The sequence below is a fragment of the Arthrobacter crusticola genome (assembly GCF_004357995.1).
In the GTDB taxonomy this organism is placed as follows: domain Bacteria; phylum Actinomycetota; class Actinomycetes; order Actinomycetales; family Micrococcaceae; genus Arthrobacter_D; species Arthrobacter_D crusticola.
This window is the reverse complement of record NZ_SMTK01000005.1, coordinates 76187-93145: the sequence shown is the minus strand read 5'-3', so window position 1 is coordinate 93145 and position 16959 is coordinate 76187. Positions and strand designations below refer to the sequence as shown.

The 16959-nt window shown below is 69.1% G+C and carries 12 protein-coding genes and 1 tRNA gene; 11 read left to right on the top strand and 2 right to left on the bottom strand.

The genetic code is table 11. From position 1 onward, the window contains the following. Positions 1-3 precede the first annotated feature (3 nt). The 10 genes from E2F48_RS14390 to pyk all read left to right on the top strand — a co-directional run bounded on the left by E2F48_RS14390 (position 4) and on the right by pyk (position 14658). Positions 4-1572 carry an anthranilate synthase component I gene (locus tag E2F48_RS14390; protein WP_133404663.1) on the top strand — a complete coding sequence of 523 codons (1569 nt, stop codon included), beginning with the start codon at positions 4-6 and terminating at the stop codon, positions 1570-1572. Next, complete coding sequence (locus tag E2F48_RS14385) at positions 1569-2168, top strand: Trp biosynthesis-associated membrane protein (protein WP_133404662.1); 600 nt, start codon at positions 1569-1571, stop codon at positions 2166-2168. Before E2F48_RS14390 ends, E2F48_RS14385 begins: the two co-directional genes overlap by 4 nt. Positions 2169-2266: 98 nt before the next feature. Beyond that, positions 2267-2572 (top strand): HGxxPAAW family protein, encoded by a 306-nt coding sequence (locus E2F48_RS14380; protein ID WP_133404661.1) that lies wholly within the window; start codon positions 2267-2269, stop codon positions 2570-2572. Then, a complete protein-coding gene (trpC, locus tag E2F48_RS14375; protein ID WP_133404660.1) occupies positions 2573-3388 on the top strand; it encodes an indole-3-glycerol phosphate synthase TrpC in 816 nt (271 codons plus the stop codon). Between the two features lie 104 nt (positions 3389-3492). Beyond that, positions 3493-4854 carry a tryptophan synthase subunit beta gene (gene trpB, locus E2F48_RS14370; protein ID WP_133404659.1) on the top strand — a complete coding sequence of 454 codons (1362 nt, stop codon included), beginning with the start codon at positions 3493-3495 and terminating at the stop codon, positions 4852-4854. Continuing rightward, positions 4851-5654: a tryptophan synthase subunit alpha gene (trpA, locus tag E2F48_RS14365; RefSeq protein WP_133404658.1), complete on the top strand. Its 804-nt coding sequence runs from the start codon at positions 4851-4853 to the stop codon at positions 5652-5654. Before trpB ends, trpA begins: the two co-directional genes overlap by 4 nt. Further along, entirely contained in the window at positions 5651-6796 is a 1146-nt protein-coding gene (gene lgt, locus E2F48_RS14360; protein ID WP_133404657.1) for a prolipoprotein diacylglyceryl transferase, read from the top strand. The genes trpA and lgt overlap by 4 nt, the downstream gene beginning before the upstream one ends. A gap of 235 nt (positions 6797-7031) precedes the next feature. Then, positions 7032-11666: a glutamate synthase large subunit gene (gltB, locus tag E2F48_RS14355; RefSeq protein ID WP_133404656.1), complete on the top strand. Its 4635-nt coding sequence runs from the start codon at positions 7032-7034 to the stop codon at positions 11664-11666. Then, a complete protein-coding gene (locus E2F48_RS14350) occupies positions 11659-13116 on the top strand; it encodes a glutamate synthase subunit beta (protein ID WP_133404655.1) in 1458 nt (485 codons plus the stop codon). Before gltB ends, E2F48_RS14350 begins: the two co-directional genes overlap by 8 nt. Positions 13117-13164: 48 nt before the next feature. Next, positions 13165-14658, top strand: coding sequence for a pyruvate kinase (gene pyk / locus E2F48_RS14345; RefSeq protein WP_133404654.1), 1494 nt, complete (start codon positions 13165-13167; stop codon positions 14656-14658). Between the two features lie 123 nt (positions 14659-14781). On the opposite strand, the gene E2F48_RS14340 is transcribed toward pyk, so the two are convergent. Continuing rightward, on the bottom strand, positions 14782-15384 hold the full coding sequence (locus E2F48_RS14340) for an ANTAR domain-containing response regulator (RefSeq protein ID WP_133404653.1): 603 nt from the start codon (positions 15382-15384) through the stop codon (positions 14782-14784). Between the two features lie 145 nt (positions 15385-15529). On the opposite strand from E2F48_RS14340, the gene E2F48_RS14335 reads away from it, so the two are divergent. Beyond that, a tRNA-Leu gene (locus E2F48_RS14335) sits at positions 15530-15611 on the top strand. Positions 15612-16161: 550 nt separating this feature from the next. Here the strand turns inward: E2F48_RS14335 and E2F48_RS14330 are convergent. Beyond that, positions 16162-16812 (bottom strand): alpha/beta fold hydrolase, encoded by a 651-nt coding sequence (locus tag E2F48_RS14330; protein WP_342772605.1) that lies wholly within the window; start codon positions 16810-16812, stop codon positions 16162-16164. Between the last annotated feature and the right edge of the window lie 147 nt (positions 16813-16959).

Below are 16959 nucleotides of genomic sequence, written 5' to 3'. Positions count from 1 at the left end.
CGCATGCAGCAGCTCGGAACGATCAGCCCCACCCTCGAGGAGTTCCGCCGCCTGGCCGCGGACCGCCGGGTCATTCCGGTCTCCGTGAAGGTCCTGGCCGACGCCCACACGCCCATCGGGGTGTACCGGAGGCTGGCCGACGGCCGGCCGGGCACCTTCCTGATGGAGTCGGCCGCCGGCGGGGGCGTCTGGTCACGGTACTCGTTCATCGGCTCCAAGTCCCGGGCCACCCTGACCTCCCGCGGCGGCGAGGCGCACTGGCTGGGCGAACCGCCCGCCGGGGTCCCGACCTCCGGCAGCCCCGTGGACGCGGTGCGGCTCACCGTCGAGGCGCTGCGCACCGAACGCTTCCCCGGGCTTCCGCCGTTCACCTCCGGCCTCGTCGGGTTCGTCGGCTGGGAGGCCGTCCGGCACTGGGAGCGCCTGACCAGCCCGCCCGAGGACGACCTCAACCTGCCCGAACTGGCCATGTGCCTCGTCACCGACATGGCCATCCACGACAACTCGGAAGGCTCGCTCACCCTCGTCGCCAACGCCATCAACTTCGACGGCTCCGACGAACGGGTCGACGAGGCCTGGCACGACGCCGTGGCCCGTATCGACCGCATGCTCGCCGCCCTCGCCGAGCCCGCCGACCAGCCGGTCTCGGTCCTCGGCACGGCGCCGGCGGCGGAGCTGATGGAGCGGGTCCGCGAACGCTGGGACGAACCGCTCTACCTGGCCGCCATCGAGCGCGGAAAGCAGGCGATCGTCGACGGCGACGTCTTCCAGGTCGTCATCTCGCGCCGCTTCGAACTCGACTGCGACGCCGCGGCGCTCGACGTGTACCGGATCCTGCGCACCACCAACCCGAGCCCCTATATGTACCTCTTCAGCCTCGAGGACGCCGACGGCAGGGAGTACTCCATCGTCGGGTCCTCGCCCGAGGCCCTGGTCACGGTCACCGGGGACGAGGTCATCACCCACCCGATCGCCGGATCGCGCCCCCGCGGGGCCGGCCCTGAGGAGGACCGGGCGCTGGCCGAGGAGCTCAAGGCCGACGATAAGGAAAAGGCCGAGCACCTCATGCTCGTGGACCTGGCCCGCAACGACCTCTCAAAGGTCTGCCGGCCGGGCAGCGTCGACGTCACCCAGTTCATGGAGATCGAACGGTTCAGCCACATCATGCACCTGGTCTCCACCGTCGTCGGGCGCCTCGCCCCCGGCCGGAGCGCCTACGACGTCCTCGCGGCCACCTTCCCCGCCGGCACCCTCTCCGGGGCGCCCAAACCCCGCGCCCTGCGCCTGATCGATGAGCTCGAGCCCCACCGGCGGGGCATCTACGGCGGCGTCGTCGGCTACCTCGACTTCGCCGGCGACATGGACCTGGCCATCGCCATCCGCTCCGCCCTGCTGCGCGACCGAAGGGCGTACGTGCAGTCCGGCGGCGGCATCGTCGCCGACTCCGTGCTGGCCGACGAGGCCCTCGAGACCGTCAACAAGGCTGCCGCCCCACTCCGGGCCGCCCTGGCCGCCTCCGGCCTCCGCCCGGCCGGCAGCTCCGTTCCTGTCGCCCCGGCGGCCGCGCGATGAGCGCCGCCCGGCCCCCGCGGGGACAGCGCCGCGGGACGGTGGTGCTCGTGATCGTGGCGGTGGCACTGCTCGCCTTCGGCACCACCACCCAGACCTGGCTCGAGGTACGCCTGCCCGAGGACGCAGTGCAGACCCCTGACCTCGCCGTTCCCGGCAGCGAGGCCGCCACCCCGGTGAGCGCCTTCGCGCTGGTGGCACTGGCCGCCGCCCTGGCCGTCTCCATCGCCGGACGGGTGGCGCGGTGGTTCGTGGCCGCAATCCTGCTCATCGCCGGCGGAGGCATCCTCCTGACCAGCATCCGCATCGCGCTCGACCCCGCCGCGGCCGCCGCCCCCGCCATCGGCGAGGCCATCGGCATCAGCGGCGGCACCGGCGCCACGGCCGCCGCCACCGCCCTGCCCTGGCTGGCCGCCGGCAGCGGGCTGCTCCTGGCCGCCGCGGCGGTCTGGGTGGCCCTGGCGGGCCGGCACTGGGAGCGGGCCCGGCGCTACGAAAGGACCACCGGGCCGGCCCCGGCGGCCCGGGGGGCGTCCTCCCACGCCACGGACATCGACAGCTGGGACCGGCTGACCCACGGGGAGGACCCAACCCGCTGACTCCGGTCCCGGAGGCCGGACGTGCAGGGGTGCGGCGGGTCGGTGGACCGGCGCCGATAATGGCAGAATGTACGAAGACACCCAGAAGGAGAATCACCATGGCAGAGAACACGACCGCAGCCACGAACCGGAACTCGCCTGAGAGCCATGCCCAGATGGGTGATGAGACGATCGGCCACGGCAACAGCCCGGCGGCGTGGACCTGCGTCCTGGTCATGATCCTCGGCGCTGCTGTGTCCTCCTTCGCGTACATCTTCGCCAGCACCGAGGGCAACCGCGACACCGGCACCGTGCTGTTCTGGATCGGCATTCTCATCATGTTCGTCGGCCTGCTCGTCGGCTTCGTCATGCGCAAGGCCGGCTACGGCGTGGGCGGATCGAAGCTCAAGAACAACGGCCACTAGGTGAGTGTCCTCGACGACATCATCTCCGGCGTCCGCGAGGACCTGAGCGTCCGGACGGCGGAGGCGCCCCTGGCACAGGTGCGTGCCCGTGCCCTCGACCGGGCACCGGCGGCCGATGCCCTGGGCGCGCTGCGCGGCGACGGACGCACCCTCTCGGTGATCGCCGAGGTCAAGCGCAGCAGCCCCTCCAAGGGCGCGCTGGCCGCTATCGCCGACCCGGCCGCCCTTGCCGCACGCTATGAGGCCGGCGGCGCCGCCGTGGTGAGCGTCCTGACCGAACAGCGCCGGTTCCACGGCTCCCTAGCCGACCTCGACGCCGTCCGGACGAGCGTGGACATCCCGGTTCTGCGCAAGGATTTCACCGTCGAGGACTACCAGATCTGGGAGGCACGCGCGCACGGCGCCGACCTGGTGCTGCTCATCGTCGCCGCCCTGAGCGACGCGCAGCTCGAACACTTCCTCGGTCGAACGCACGAACTGGGCATGAACGCCCTCGTCGAGACGCACACGGCCGAGGAGGTCGAACGCGCCGCGGCCGTGGGGTCCCGGATCATCGGCGTCAACGTGCGCAACCTCAAGACGCTCGACATCGACCGGGCGGTCTTCGCCGACCTGGCCCGCCGGATCCCGCAGGACGCCGTGACCGTCGCGGAGTCCGGTGTCCGCGGCATCGGCGACGTCGAGGAATTCGCCGCCCAGGGGGCCCGGGCGGTCCTCGTCGGCGAGGCCCTCGTCCGCGGGGAGGACCCGGAGGCCGCGGTGGCGCAGTTCCGTGCGGTGCCGGTGCGTGATCTTCCCGGACTGCAGCAGCGATGAGGCGCCCGCCGCTCTGAGGCGGGCAGAGGAGCCCCCGCCGGGGCCCCCGGAAGCGAATCCGGCCGGCAGCAGCCGGCCCGAATGGATCCAGAACAGGAAAGCTCATGACACACCAGCACACCGGCGGCCGGGCATCCGAGCCGGCCGCGCAGATCGACGGCGACGCCGCAGCGGCCTTCCTGAGCCACGAGGGCCGTCCGGAGAGCCTGCGCCACGCGCCCGGACCCTACTTCGGGGACTACGGCGGACGCTGGATGCCGGAGTCGCTGATCGCAGCCCTCGACGAGCTGCAGGAGACCTTCGAGGCGGCCAAGGCCGACCCCGGGTTCACCGCCCAGGTCGCCGAACTCAACGCCACCTACGCCGGCCGGCCGTCCCTGCTGACCGAGGCCAAGAGCTTCGCTGCCCACGCCGGCGGCGTGCGGGTCTTCCTCAAGCGCGAGGACCTGAACCACACCGGGTCGCACAAGATCAACAACGTCCTCGGGCAGGCCCTGCTGGCCAAGCGCATGGGCAAGACCCGTGTCATCGCCGAGACCGGCGCCGGCCAGCACGGGGTCGCAAGCGCCACGGCGGCCGCCCTCCTGGGGCTCGAATGCGTCGTCTACATGGGCGCCGAGGACACCCGGCGGCAGGCGCTGAACGTGGCCCGCATGCAGCTGCTCGGGGCGGAGGTCATTCCGGTGACCAACGGCTCCCAGACGCTCAAGGACGCCATTAACGACGCGCTGCGCGACTGGGTGGCCAATGTCGACACCACCCACTACCTGCTCGGCACCGCCGCCGGCGCCCACCCGTTCCCGGCGATGGTGCGCTACTTCCACGAGGTGATCGGCGAGGAGGCCCGCACCCAGATCCTGGAGCAGACCGGGAAGCTTCCCGATGCCGTCTGCGCCTGCGTAGGCGGCGGGTCCAACGCCATCGGTATCTTCCACGGTTTCCTCGATGACCCCTCAGTGCGCCTCTACGGTTTCGAGGCAGGCGGCGACGGCGTCGAGACCGGACGCCACGCCGCCACCATCACCCTCGGCCGGCCCGGAGTGCTCCACGGCGCCCGCTCCTACCTCATGCAGGACGAGTACGGCCAGACGATGGAGTCCCACTCCATCTCCGCCGGCCTCGACTACCCCGGCGTCGGCCCCGAGCACGCCTACCTCGCCGACATCGGCCGGGCCTCCTACGAGCCGGTCACCGACCGCGAGGCCATGGACGCGTTCAAGCTGCTGTGCCGCACCGAGGGGATCATCCCCGCGATCGAGACCGCGCACGCCCTCGCCGGGGCGCTGAAGGTCGGCCAGCGCCTGGCCGCGGACCTCGCGCCCGGCGAACAGGCCTCCGACAAGGTCATCATCGTCAACCTCTCGGGGCGCGGCGACAAGGACGTCGCGACGGCGGCGGAGTACTTCGACCTGCTGCCCGACGACAGTGCCGAACAGGAAATCGCCCAGGAAGGGGAGCAGCTGTGAAGACCCTGTCCTCGAAGGCCGCAGCGGCGGTTGAAAAGGCCCGCGCCGAGGGGCGCGCGGCCCTGATCGGCTACCTGCCCGCCGGGTTCCCCGACGTGCCCACCACCATCGAGGCCGCCCTGGCCATGGCGGCCAACGGCGTCGACCTGATCGAGATCGGCATCCCCTACTCCGACCCGGTCATGGACGGGCGCGTCATCCAGGACGCCACCGTCCAGGCCCTCGCCGCCGGGTTCACCGTGCCCCAGATCTTCGACGTCGTGCGTGACATCACCAGCGCCACGGACGTCCCGGTCCTGGTCATGACCTACTGGAACCCCGTGATGCGGATGGGCGTGCGCGAGTTCGCCGCGCGCCTGGCCGAGGCCGGCGGGGCCGGACTGATCACCCCGGACCTGATTCCCGACGAGGCCGCCGAGTGGATGGCCGCCTCCGACGAGTTCGGCCTGGACCGCGTCTACCTTGTGGCGCCCTCAACCTCGCCGGCCCGGATGCGCAGCACCGTCGAGGCCAGCCGCGGCTTCGTCTATGGCGTCTCGGTCATGGGCATCACCGGCGCGCGCACCTCCGTGGGCGCCGCCGCCCGCGCCGTCGTCGATGACGCCCACGCCGCCGGCGCCGAGCGCGTCTGCGTCGGCCTGGGCGTCTCGAGCGCCGCGCAGGTGGCGGAGATCGCACGCTACGCCGACGGCGTCATCGTCGGCACCGCGCTGGTGGCAGCACTGCGCGACGGCGGGGTGCCCGCCGTGGCCGCCCTGTGCAAGGACCTCAGCACCGGAACCGGAAAGAATCCCTCATGAACGCCGTCTCTGCCCTTCCCATGCCGGTTCCGGCCTCGATTCCCAGCCCGCCGGCGGAATGGGCGAGCTTCAGCCTGGGCCCGCTGACCATCCACCTCTACGCCCTGTGCATCCTGCTGGGCATCATCCTGGCCCTGTGGCTGACGCAGAAGCGGTTCGCCCGCTACGGCGGCCGGCCCGAGGCCGTCTGGGACGTCGCCGTCTGGGCCGTTCCCTTCGGGATCATCGGCGGCCGGCTCTATCATGTGTTCTCCTCGCCCGATGCCTACTTCGGCCCCAACGGGGACCTCTCGCTCATTCCGCAGGTCTGGCTGGGCGGCCTCGGCATCTGGGGCGCCGTGGCGCTCGGCGCCGTCGGGGCGTGGATCGGCTGCCGCCGGGCGGGGATCCGCCTGTCGGCCTTCGCCGACGCCGCCGCACCCGGGGTGCTGCTGGCCCAGGCCATCGGCCGCTGGGGGAACTGGTTCAACCAGGAACTCTACGGCGCACCCACCGACCTGCCGTGGGGCCTCGAGATCGACGCCGACAACCCCGCCTTCCCGGCCTCCGCCGAGCCGGGCACCCTCTTCCACCCCACCTTCCTCTACGAGTCCCTGTGGAACCTCGCAGGGGTGGCCCTGCTGCTGCTGGCCGACCGCCGCTTTCGACTGCGCGGCGGGCGGATGTTCTGGCTGTACGCCGCGTACTACACGCTCGGGCGCGTCTGGATCGAGGCGCTGCGCATCGACGACGCCGAGATGGTCTCCCTGTTCGGGATCACCGCACGGCTCAACGTCTGGGTTTCCATCGTGGTGTTCCTGGTCTCGGTGGCCATCCTCGTGTACCTCAGCCGCCGGATGCGCGGCACCGGTTCCCCCTCGGTGTACCTGCCCGGCCGGGAGCCTGCCGCCGAGGCCGTTGGTGACGGGACGGCCGGCGCGAATGCCGCCACCGACGCGAAAGCCACCGACGCGAACGCCGCTTCCGGAGCCGCTGAGGACGCGGATGTCCACGGGACGGACGCGTCGGCGACGCCGGAAAACGGCCGTGGTAATCTTTCGGAAACACATGGCTCCTCAGTGACCCCAGGGTCACAGGACCCCGCGAAGGCGGAGCCACGGGACTCGGCCTCCCGAACACAGTCCCCGGGCCACCGCCCTTAAAGGACGCATCCGGACCACACCGACGTGGCTCACCGGGTACCGGCCGGGCCACCCCTCCGGCGCCGCTACCCACGGCTTGCCAACGCGGCACGGCGACAGTTGTCTCCGCCCCGCGCCACCGGCTGCCCGGAACACCATTGCGACAAGTACGACCGGCGCCCGCCTGCTCCCGTGGGCGCCCTGGGGCCAAGGCCGTCCCCTCCCGACGCTCCATTCTGGGGGAAGGACTCTTCGAATGACCGCTGAACACCCGAACACCGCTCCCGTTCCGGGAGAGGCCACCGGCTCCGCTCCGTCCGAGGGGGAGGCCGGCACCGCCACCTCGCCCTTCGAGCGTTTCGCCGCGCTTCCGCCCGCCTCCGGGCTCTACAACCCGGAGAACGAGAAGGACGCCTGCGGGCTGGCGGTCATCGCCACCCTGCGCGGTGTGCCCGGCCATGACATCGTCGACGCCGCACTGACCGCGCTGAGGAACCTCGAGCACCGCGGTGCCGTGGGCGCCGACGAGGGCACCGGAGACGGAGCCGGGCTGCTCACCCAGGTCCCGGACGAGTTCTTCCGCGCCGTTGTCGACTTCGAGCTGCCGCCGGCCGGCTCCTACGTCGTGGGAACGGCGTTCCTCCCGGCCGAGGACAAGGAGCTGGAAACGGCGCGCACCGGCATCGAGTCGATCGCCGCGTCCGAAGGGCTGGCGGTGCTCGGCTGGCGGGTCGTGCCCGTCGTCGCCGACCTGGTCGGCGCCATGGCCCGCGCATGCATGCCCCACTTCGAGCAGGTGTTCCTCGCCCCCGTCGACGGCGCGGTCACCGACCTCGACGCCACGGCGTTCCGGGTGCGCAAGCGGGCCCAGAACAAATACGGAGTCTACTTTCCCTCGCTGTCCTCGAAGACGATGGTCTACAAGGGCATGCTCACCACCGCCCAGCTCGAGCCGTTCTACCCCGACCTCTCCGATTCCCGCTTCAAGACCCGGCTCGGCATCGTCCACTCCCGGTTCTCCACCAACACCTTCCCCTCCTGGCCGCTGGCCCAGCCGTTCCGCACCATCGCGCACAACGGGGAGATCAACACCGTCAAGGGCAACCGCAACTGGATGCGGGCCCGGCAGTCCCAGCTGGCCAACCCGCTGCTGGGGGACTCGCCCGAGGAGCTCTTCCCCATCTGTACCCCCGGCGCGTCCGATTCGGCCTCCTTCGACGAGGTCGCCGAACTGCTGACCCTCTCCGGCCGGCCGATCACCCACTCGATCATGATGATGATCCCCGAGGCCTGGGAAAACCACGCCACCATGGATCCCGCCCGCCGGGCCTTCTACCAGTACCACTCAATGCTCATGGAGCCCTGGGACGGACCCGCCGCGGTGTCCTTCACCGACGGGCGGCTCGTCGGGGCCGTCCTTGACCGCAACGGGCTGCGCCCGGCGCGGTACTGGGTCACGGAGGACGGCCTCGTGGTGCTTGCGTCCGAGGTCGGCGTCGTCGACATCGCCCCCGGCCGTGTGGTCCGCAAGGGGCGGGTCTCCCCGGGCAAGATGTTCCTGGTGGACACCGAGATCGGCCGCCTGATCGAAGACGAGGAAATCAAGGCCGAGGTCGCCGCCGCGAACCCGTGGGCGGACTGGGTGCGCGAGAACCTGCTCTCCCTCGAAGACCTGCCCGAGCGCGAGCACGTGGTTCACACCAAGGCCTCAATCAACCGCCGGCAGCGGACCTTCGGCTACACCCAGGAGGAACTGAGGATCCTGCTCGGTCCGATGGCGAGGACCGGCGCCGAACCGCTGGGCGCGATGGGCTCCGACACCCCCGTAGCGGTGCTCTCCAAGCGGCCCCGGCTGCTGTTCGACTACTTCGTGCAGTCCTTCGCGCAGGTGACCAACCCGCCGCTTGACTCCATCCGTGAGGAACTCGTCACCTCCATGGGCCTCTCAATCGGCCCCGACGGCAACCTGCTCTCCACCGGGCAGGTCCGCTCCAAGCAGGTGGCCCTGAAATTCCCGGTCATCAACAACGACGAGCTCGCCAAGATCGCCAACCTCGAATCCGACGACGGCGACCGCCTCACCGTCCGGGTGCGGGGGCTCTACCGGCACGACGGCGGAGAGGCCTCGCTGCGGGCACGGCTGGCTGAGATCTGCGAGCAGGTCTCCAGCGCCCTCAACCGCGGCGTGCAGTTCGTCGTGCTCTCGGACCGCGACTCGAACGCCCAGTGGGCACCCATCCCGTCGCTGCTGCTCACCAGCGCCGTCCACCACCACCTGCTGCGCAGCGCCAACCGCACCAAGACCTCCCTGGTCGTCGAGGCCGGCGACGTCCGCGAGGTCCACCATGTGGCGGTCCTGATCGGCTACGGCGCCTCCGCGGTGAACCCCTACCTCGCCATGGAGAGCTGCGAGGAACTGGTCCGTAACGGCGACATCACCGGCGTCACCGCCGAGGCGGCCGTCGCCAACCTCATCAAGGGCCTCGGCAAGGGTGTCCTGAAGATTATGTCGAAGATGGGCATCTCCACCGTGAGCTCCTACTGCGGGGCGCAGACCTTCGAGGCGCTCGGACTCGCGCAGGAGCTCGTCGACGAATACTTCCACGGTACGCAGACCCAGCTCGGCGGCGTCGAACTCGACGTGATCGCCGCGGAGGTCGCCGCACGCCACGCCGCCGCGTATCCGGAGGACGGCATCGAAGACCCGCACCGCGTCCTCGACAACGGCGGGGAGTACCAGTGGCGCCGCGAGGGCCCGGCGCACCTGTTCAACCCGGAGACGGTGTTCCGGCTCCAGCACGCCACCCGCGAACGCCGGTATGACATCTTCAAGACCTACACCCGCGGCGTGGACGACCAGTCACGTGAGCTGATGACCCTGCGCGGGCTGCTGAAGCTGCGCGGCGGGGAACGCCCGCCGGTGCCGCTCGACGAGGTCGAACCCGTCTCGAGCATCGTGAAGCGCTTCTCCACCGGCGCCATGAGCTACGGGTCCATCTCCAAGGAGGCCCACGAGACCCTGGCCATCGCCATGAACCGGCTCGGGGCGAAGTCGAACACCGGTGAGGGCGGGGAGGACACCGACCGCCTGCTCGACCCCGAGCGCCGCTCCGCCATCAAGCAGGTGGCCTCCGGCCGGTTCGGCGTCACCAGCCTCTACCTGACCAACGCCGACGACATCCAGATCAAGATGGCCCAGGGGGCCAAGCCCGGCGAGGGCGGACAGCTGATGAGCCAGAAGGTCTACCCGTGGATCGCCCGCACCCGGCACTCCACGCCGGGCGTCGGGCTCATTTCGCCGCCGCCGCACCACGACATCTACTCGATCGAGGACCTGGCGCAGCTGATCTACGACCTGAAGCGCTCGAACCCCGCGGCCCGGGTGCACGTGAAGCTCGTCTCCGAGGTCGGCATCGGCACGGTGGCTGCCGGCGTCACCAAGGCCAAGGCCGATGTCGTGCTGGTCTCCGGGCACGACGGCGGCACCGGCGCCAGCCCGCTGAACTCCCTGAAGCACGCGGGAATGCCATGGGAGCTCGGCCTTGCGGAAACCCAGCAGACCCTGATGCTCAATGGGCTGCGCGACCGTGTCGTCGTGCAGGTCGACGGACAGCTGAAGACCGGACGCGACGTCGTGATTGCCGCCCTGCTGGGAGGTGAGGAGTTCGGCTTCGCCACCGCGCCGCTGGTCGTCTCGGGCTGCGTCATGATGCGCGTGTGCCACCTGGACACCTGCCCGGTGGGCGTTGCGACGCAGAACCCCGAGCTGCGCAGCCGGTTCACCGGTAAGCCGGAGTTCGTGGTGAACTTCTTCGAATTCATCGCCGAGGAGGTCCGCGAAATCCTCGCCGAGCTCGGCTTCCGCACGCTCGAGGAGGCTATCGGCCGCACCGAACTGCTCGATATGAAGCAGGCACTCGACCACTGGAAGGCCGACGGACTGGACCTCGAGCCGATCCTGCGCGGCGGCGAAACCGGCCCGGACACCCCGCGGCGGAACCTCACCACGCAGAACCACGAGCTGGACAAGCACTTTGACAATCGTCTGATCAGCATGAGCGCCGAGGCCCTGGCCAACCGCTCACCCGTGCGGATCTCCGTGGACGTGGTCAACACCGACCGCTCGGTGGGCACCATGCTCGGCTACGAGGTGACCCGGCGGTTCGGCCTCGATACCCTGGCCACCGATACCATCGATGTGACCCTCACCGGGCAGGCCGGGCAGTCCCTGGGCGCCTTCCTCCCCGCCGGGATCACCCTGCGGCTGCTGGGGGACTCCAACGACTACGTCGGGAAGGGACTCTCCGGCGGCCGGATCATCGTCCGCCCGGACCGGGCCAACCTCTTCCACGCCGACCGCAACGTCATCGCCGGCAATGTAATCGGCTACGGCGCCACCAGCGGGGAGATGTTCCTCCGCGGGCAGGTGGGGGAGCGGTTCCTGGTACGGAACTCCGGAGCCACGGCGGTGGCCGAGGGGATCGGCGACCACGGGTGTGAGTACATGACCGGCGGCCAGGCCCTCATCCTGGGCCGAACCGGCCGCAACTTCGGCGCCGGCATGTCCGGCGGCACGGCCTTCGTCCTCGACCTCGACCGGACCCGGATGAACAAGCAGAGCCTCGACAGCGGGGAGCTGCTGCTCGTTCCCCTCGACGCCGAGGACGTCGAGATTGTGCGCCGGCTGCTGATCCAGCATTCCGAGGAGACCGAATCCGCCCTCGCGGCGAGCCTGCTGGAGCGCTTCGATGACACCGTCGGACGCCTCACCAAGGTGCTGCCCCGCGACTACGCCGCCGTCCTCGATGCCAGGGCAAGCGCCGTCCAGCAGGGGCTCGACCCCGACGGCCAAGAAGTATGGACCAAGATCCTGGAGGTGACCGGTGGCTGACCCACGCGGATTTCTGAAGGTACGCGACCGTGAAACCCAGCCCCGCCGCCCCGTTCCGGTGCGCATTATGGACTGGAAGGAGGTCTACGAGGCGCAGGAGAAGGGGGTGCTGAAGAGCCAGGCAGGCCGCTGCATGGACTGCGGCATCCCGTTCTGCCACCAGGGCTGCCCGCTTGGGAACCTGATCCCTGAGTGGAACGACCTGGTCTACCGGGACAAGGGCCGGGAGGCCGTTGAGCGCCTCCACGCCACCAACAACTTCCCCGAGTTCACCGGCCGGCTCTGCCCCGCCCCGTGCGAGGCCTCCTGCGTGCTGGGCATCAACCAGCCGGCCGTCACCATTAAGCAGGTCGAGGTGTCGATCGCCGACCTCGCCTTCGCCGAGGGCATGGTGGAGCCGCACCCGCCCGAGCGCCTGACCGGGCGCACCATCGCCGTCGTCGGCTCCGGTCCCGCAGGCCTCGCCGCCGCCCAGCAGCTCACCCGCGCCGGGCACACCGTGGCCGTCTACGAGCGCGACGACCGCGTCGGCGGGCTGCTGCGTTACGGCATCCCCGACTTCAAGATGGAGAAGATCCACCTCGAGCGGCGCCTCGACCAGATGCGGGCCGAGGGCACCCGCTTCCGCACCGGTGTCGACGTTGGCCGGGACATCAGCTGGGACCAGCTGCGGCGCCGGTACGACGCCGTCGTCGTCGCCACCGGGGCCACCGTTCCCCGCGACCTGCCCATCCCGGGCCGGGAGCTCGAGGGAGTGCACTTCGCCATGGACTACCTCGTGCAGGCCAACCGGGTGGTCGCCGGGGAAACCGTCGACGACCAGATTTCCGCCGAGGGCAAGCACGTTGTCATCCTCGGCGGCGGCGATACCGGCGCCGACTGCCTGGGCACCGCGCACCGCCAGAAGGCCGCCTCCGTCACCACGCTCGCCATCGGGCAGCAGCCGCCCTCCGAGCGGCGGCCGGACCAGCCCTGGCCGACCGTCCCGCACCTCTTCGAGGTGGCCAGCGCCCACGAGGAGGGTGGGGAGCGCACCTACCTCGCCTCGACCGTGGAGTTCCTGGGCGAGAACGGAAAGCTGACGGCCCTGCGGGTCGCCGAGACCGAAGTCGTCGACGGGCGCCGCCGCGCGAAGGCCGGGACCGAGCGGGAAATCCCGGCCGACCTCGTCTTCCTCTCCCTCGGGTTCACCGGTCCCGAACCGGCAGGGCTCACCGAGCAGGTGGACGCGGCGTTCGACGAGCGCGGCAATGTCGCCCGGGACGGGTACTACATGACGAACACCCCCGGCGTGTTCGCTGCGGGCGACGCCGGCCGCGGGCAGTCGCTGATCGTGTGGGCCATCGCCGAGGGGCGGGCCTGCGCAGCCGCCGTCGACCAGTGGCTCATGGGCTCGACCCGCCTCCCGGCGCCGGTGGCCCCCACCGACCGCTCCATCGCGCTCCTCTGAGAGCGTCCCTGACATTCGACCCCCCAAAACCCGACTAGGCTAGGTTTCATGAGACGCGCGAAAATTGTTGCAACATTCGGTCCTGCTATTGCCAGCTATGAGAACACTCTCGCTGTGATTGAGGCCGGGGTGGACGTGGCCCGGATGAACATGAGCCACGGGGACTACGAAGTCCATTCAAAGACCTATGAGAACGTCCGCAAGGCTTCGGCGGAACTGGGCAAGCCGGTTGGTATCTTCGCCGACCTCCAGGGGCCGAAGATCCGCCTCGGGCGCTTCGAGAACGGACCCTACGCGCTGGCGCGCGGGGACGTGTTCACCATCACCACCGAGGACATCCTGGGCACCCAGGAAATCTCCTCGACCACATTCAAGGGCCTTCCGCAGGACGTTCGGGTCGGGGACCTGCTGCTGATCGACGACGGTAAGGTGTCGCTGCGTGCCACGGCCGTTGACGACGTCAAGGTGGTCACCGAGGTCGTCGTCGGCGGCATGGTCTCGAACAACAAGGGCATCAACCTGCCCGGCGTCGCCGTGAACGTGCCGGCCCTGAGCGAGAAGGACGAGGAGGACCTCCGCTGGGCGATCCAGACCGGCGTCGACATGGTCGCGCTGTCCTTCGTCCGCAACGCCTCCGACGTCAACCGGGTCCACGAGATCATGGACGAGGAAGGGCGCCGCGTTCCGGTGATCGCGAAGATCGAGAAGCCGCAGGCGGTCGAGGCCCTCGAAGAGATCATCGACGCCTTCGACGCCATCATGGTGGCCCGCGGTGACCTCGGCGTCGAACTGCCGCTGCAGGAAGTGCCGATCGTCCAGAAGCGCGCCGTCGAACTGGCCCGCCGCTGGGCCAAGCCGGTCATCGTCGCCACGCAGGTGCTGGAGTCGATGATCGACAACCCCCGCCCCACCCGGGCGGAGGCCTCCGACTGCGCCAACGCCGTACTCGACGGCGCGGACGCCGTCATGCTCTCCGGTGAGACCAGCGTGGGCAAGTACCCGATCGAGACCGTGCGCACCATGAACGACATCATCGAGTCCACCGAGCAGCACGGCCTCGAGCGGGTCCCGGCTCTGGGCAGCAAGCCCAAGACCCGCGGCGGCGCGATCACCCGTGCCGCCGTCGAGATTGCAGACCAGCTGGACGCGAAGTACATCTGTACCTTCACCCAGTCCGGTGACTCGGCACGCCGGCTCTCCCGGCTCCGCCCCAAGAAGCCCATGTTCGCCTTCACCCCGGTGCAGTCGACGCTGAACACCATGTCCCTCATCTGGGGCATCCAGCCGCTGCTCGTCGAGTTCGTCGCCCACACCGACGAGATGACCGCACAGGTGGACCGGACGCTGTTCGACTCCGGGCTCGTCGAGGTCGATGATCTGGTCGTCATCGCGGCCGGCTCGCCTCCCGGACAGGCAGGGTCGACCAACTCGATCAAGGTGCACCGGGTCGGGGACATCACCGACGCCGGGCAGCGCCCCGACGATCACACCTCGCCCAGCAAGGAGAAGGTTGGCCCTTGGCCGGTCAAGGGCAAGAAGTAGCGCCCGCCTGACGCAGTAGAAACAGAAGGACCCCGCCCGGTGGGCGGGGTCCTTCTGCGTTGCTGGTCCTTCGGCGTTGCTGGTCCTTCGGCGTTGCTGGAGGGCCGGCGGCCCCGGGCCGGGTCAGTTGACCTGGTTGATGATCGTCTCGGCGACCTCGCGCATGCTCAGGCGGCGGTCCATCGACGTCTTCTGGATCCAGCGGAAGGCTTCCGGTTCGGTCAGGCCCATCTTCGTGGTGAGCAGGCTCTTGGCGCGCTCCACGAGCTTGCGGGTGGCGAACTGCTCCTGCAGGTCCGACACCTCGTTCTCGAGTGCGCGGATCTCCTCATAGCGGGACACGGCGATCTCAATGGCCGGCATGAGGTCCGCCGGGGTGAACGGCTTGACCACGTAGGCCATGGCCCCAGCCTCACGGGCCCGTTCAACGAGTTCCTTTTGGCTAAACGCGGTCAGCAGCACCACGGGGGCGATGCGCGCTTTGGCGATCTGCTCCGCGGCGGTGATGCCGTCCATGACCGGCATCTTGACGTCCATGAGCACCAGATCCGGCTTGTGTTCCTTGGCGAGCTCTACGGCCTTCTCGCCGTTGTCGGCCTCCGCCACCACGTCGTAGCCTTCGCCTTGGAGGATCTCCACGATGTCGAGCCGGATCAATGTCTCATCCTCGGCGACGACGACCCGTAGGGCGGGACGTGAGGCGGGCGATTCCTTTGATTCAGACACGGTTGCTCCTTGGTTACTACTTCGTACCGACCGGTCGGAGGCGTCCCAACCGGTTCACCGATCCAGCCTATCGGCATGTAGAGTTGTTTCGCGCACCGATGAATATGTGACTCCCTCCGATGGGGGTCATCCGGGCGTGGTAGAGGCCCGAATGGCGGAATTGGCAGACGCGCTGCACTCAAAATGCAGTATCGAAAGGTGTGTGGGTTCGAGTCCCACTTCGGGCACATGTTTCCCCTAGTCAGAGGCCCTTTTGCGCTCTGACTGTGGACAGCCGGCCCAATTCTGCGGTCCGGGTGCCGGTTCTGGTGGCTGTTTGGAGTTATCCGGGGGCGGGTGCCTCCTTTCTCTCGCGAAGCCCGGTTTGGCTTTCTTACTACTTCATGGGGGAGCGGCAGGGTAGCTGCATGACTTTGGTGAGGATTCCTTGACCAGACCATCCACCTCGCCGAGCAGCTCAGGCGAGGCAGCCACCTCGAGTCAGCGAGTCATGAGCATAATCACCACGAGCGGACGCAGGTTGCGGTGACGTCATAGTTGTTCGGTGGCGGCTACAAAGACACAAAGCGGTCCCCCTGGGATCGGGGGCCGACCCTCCGACCCCGTCATATGACCATTAGGCCCAGCCAACTCCGTCTGGTCAGGAGTCAATCAAACCCGGGGCAGTCCCTTCAGTCGCGAATACCCCGCTCGAGAAAATGCCCGGTGAAGGTAGGTCAACTGCGGTGTGTCGGAGCGGGGCGGGGGACAGTTCTCCTGATGCTCACCTGGTTTCGGCTAGGATCCTAACCAGGACTTCACAAGCCAGCCCACTTCTTCGGAACGTTGCATCGGAGCTAGGTGGCCGGTTTTAACGGCAGCCAGACATGACATCGGCACCGCAGCCGTGATCTCCCGATGGTACTGAGGAGGGCAGATCGTATCTGCAGTTCCCGATATCACCAGCAAGGGTGTCTTCAGATCTCGAAGCGAGGACAGTTGGTCAACCCTGCTCGCCTGCATGCGGAGCTGTGCGTCCAGCCGTTCCTCGCCCGTGTCGGAGCCCATGCGCAGAACGCGCTGCGCGAGTTGCGCGGCAGGCGGCCGGCCCGAGTACCCCAAGAGTGCATCAAGGATCTCGTGCTGCAGGTCCGCTGGCGTTGCCCCTGATGCCAGGCGGTCGCGCCAGATGCGCCAGCCCTTGCGCTGCATCTCTGTGGGGGCTTTCGCGTTTGTTGAGATCAGGCAGAGGCGGGTGACCCGCTCCGGTGCTCGACGGCACAGGGCCATTCCTACTATTCCGCCAAGAGACAGTCCTCCGAGGGCAAAGCGCGGAGGCAGTGTGTCCAGCAAGGCCTGGACCTGGCCATCTATTGTTGGTTCGTCCAACGAGGGCATGATAGACCCCTCGAGGCCGCATCCAGACCAAAGGTCGGCCGTACAGTTCATGCCCGGAAGCAGGACGAGGGGCACGCCGCCCTCCAACGCGGTCGACGACCCAAGATTAGTGGCTGACTGCATTGCTATCCTTTCTCTCCGCTGGAGATGCGCTCAACTGGACGTTGGATCTCTTTGTGCCACTAGATGCTCACGCTT

Excerpts from the sequence above, each read along its gene's own strand:
- pyk (WP_133404654.1), top strand. The coding sequence starts at position 13,165 with ATGAGACGCGCGAAAATTGTTGCAACATTCGGTCCTGCTATTGCCAGC.
- gltB (WP_133404656.1), top strand. The coding sequence starts at position 7,032 with ATGACCGCTGAACACCCGAACACCGCTCCCGTTCCGGGAGAGGCCACC.
- E2F48_RS14330 (WP_342772605.1), bottom strand. The coding sequence starts at position 16,812 with ATGAACTGTACGGCCGACCTTTGGTCTGGATGCGGCCTCGAGGGGTCT.
- E2F48_RS14390 (WP_133404663.1), top strand. The coding sequence starts at position 4 with ATGCAGCAGCTCGGAACGATCAGCCCCACCCTCGAGGAGTTCCGCCGC.
- trpB (WP_133404659.1), top strand. The coding sequence starts at position 3,493 with ATGACACACCAGCACACCGGCGGCCGGGCATCCGAGCCGGCCGCGCAG.
- lgt (WP_133404657.1), top strand. The coding sequence starts at position 5,651 with ATGAACGCCGTCTCTGCCCTTCCCATGCCGGTTCCGGCCTCGATTCCC.
- E2F48_RS14380 (WP_133404661.1), top strand. The coding sequence starts at position 2,267 with ATGGCAGAGAACACGACCGCAGCCACGAACCGGAACTCGCCTGAGAGC.
- E2F48_RS14385 (WP_133404662.1), top strand. The coding sequence starts at position 1,569 with ATGAGCGCCGCCCGGCCCCCGCGGGGACAGCGCCGCGGGACGGTGGTG.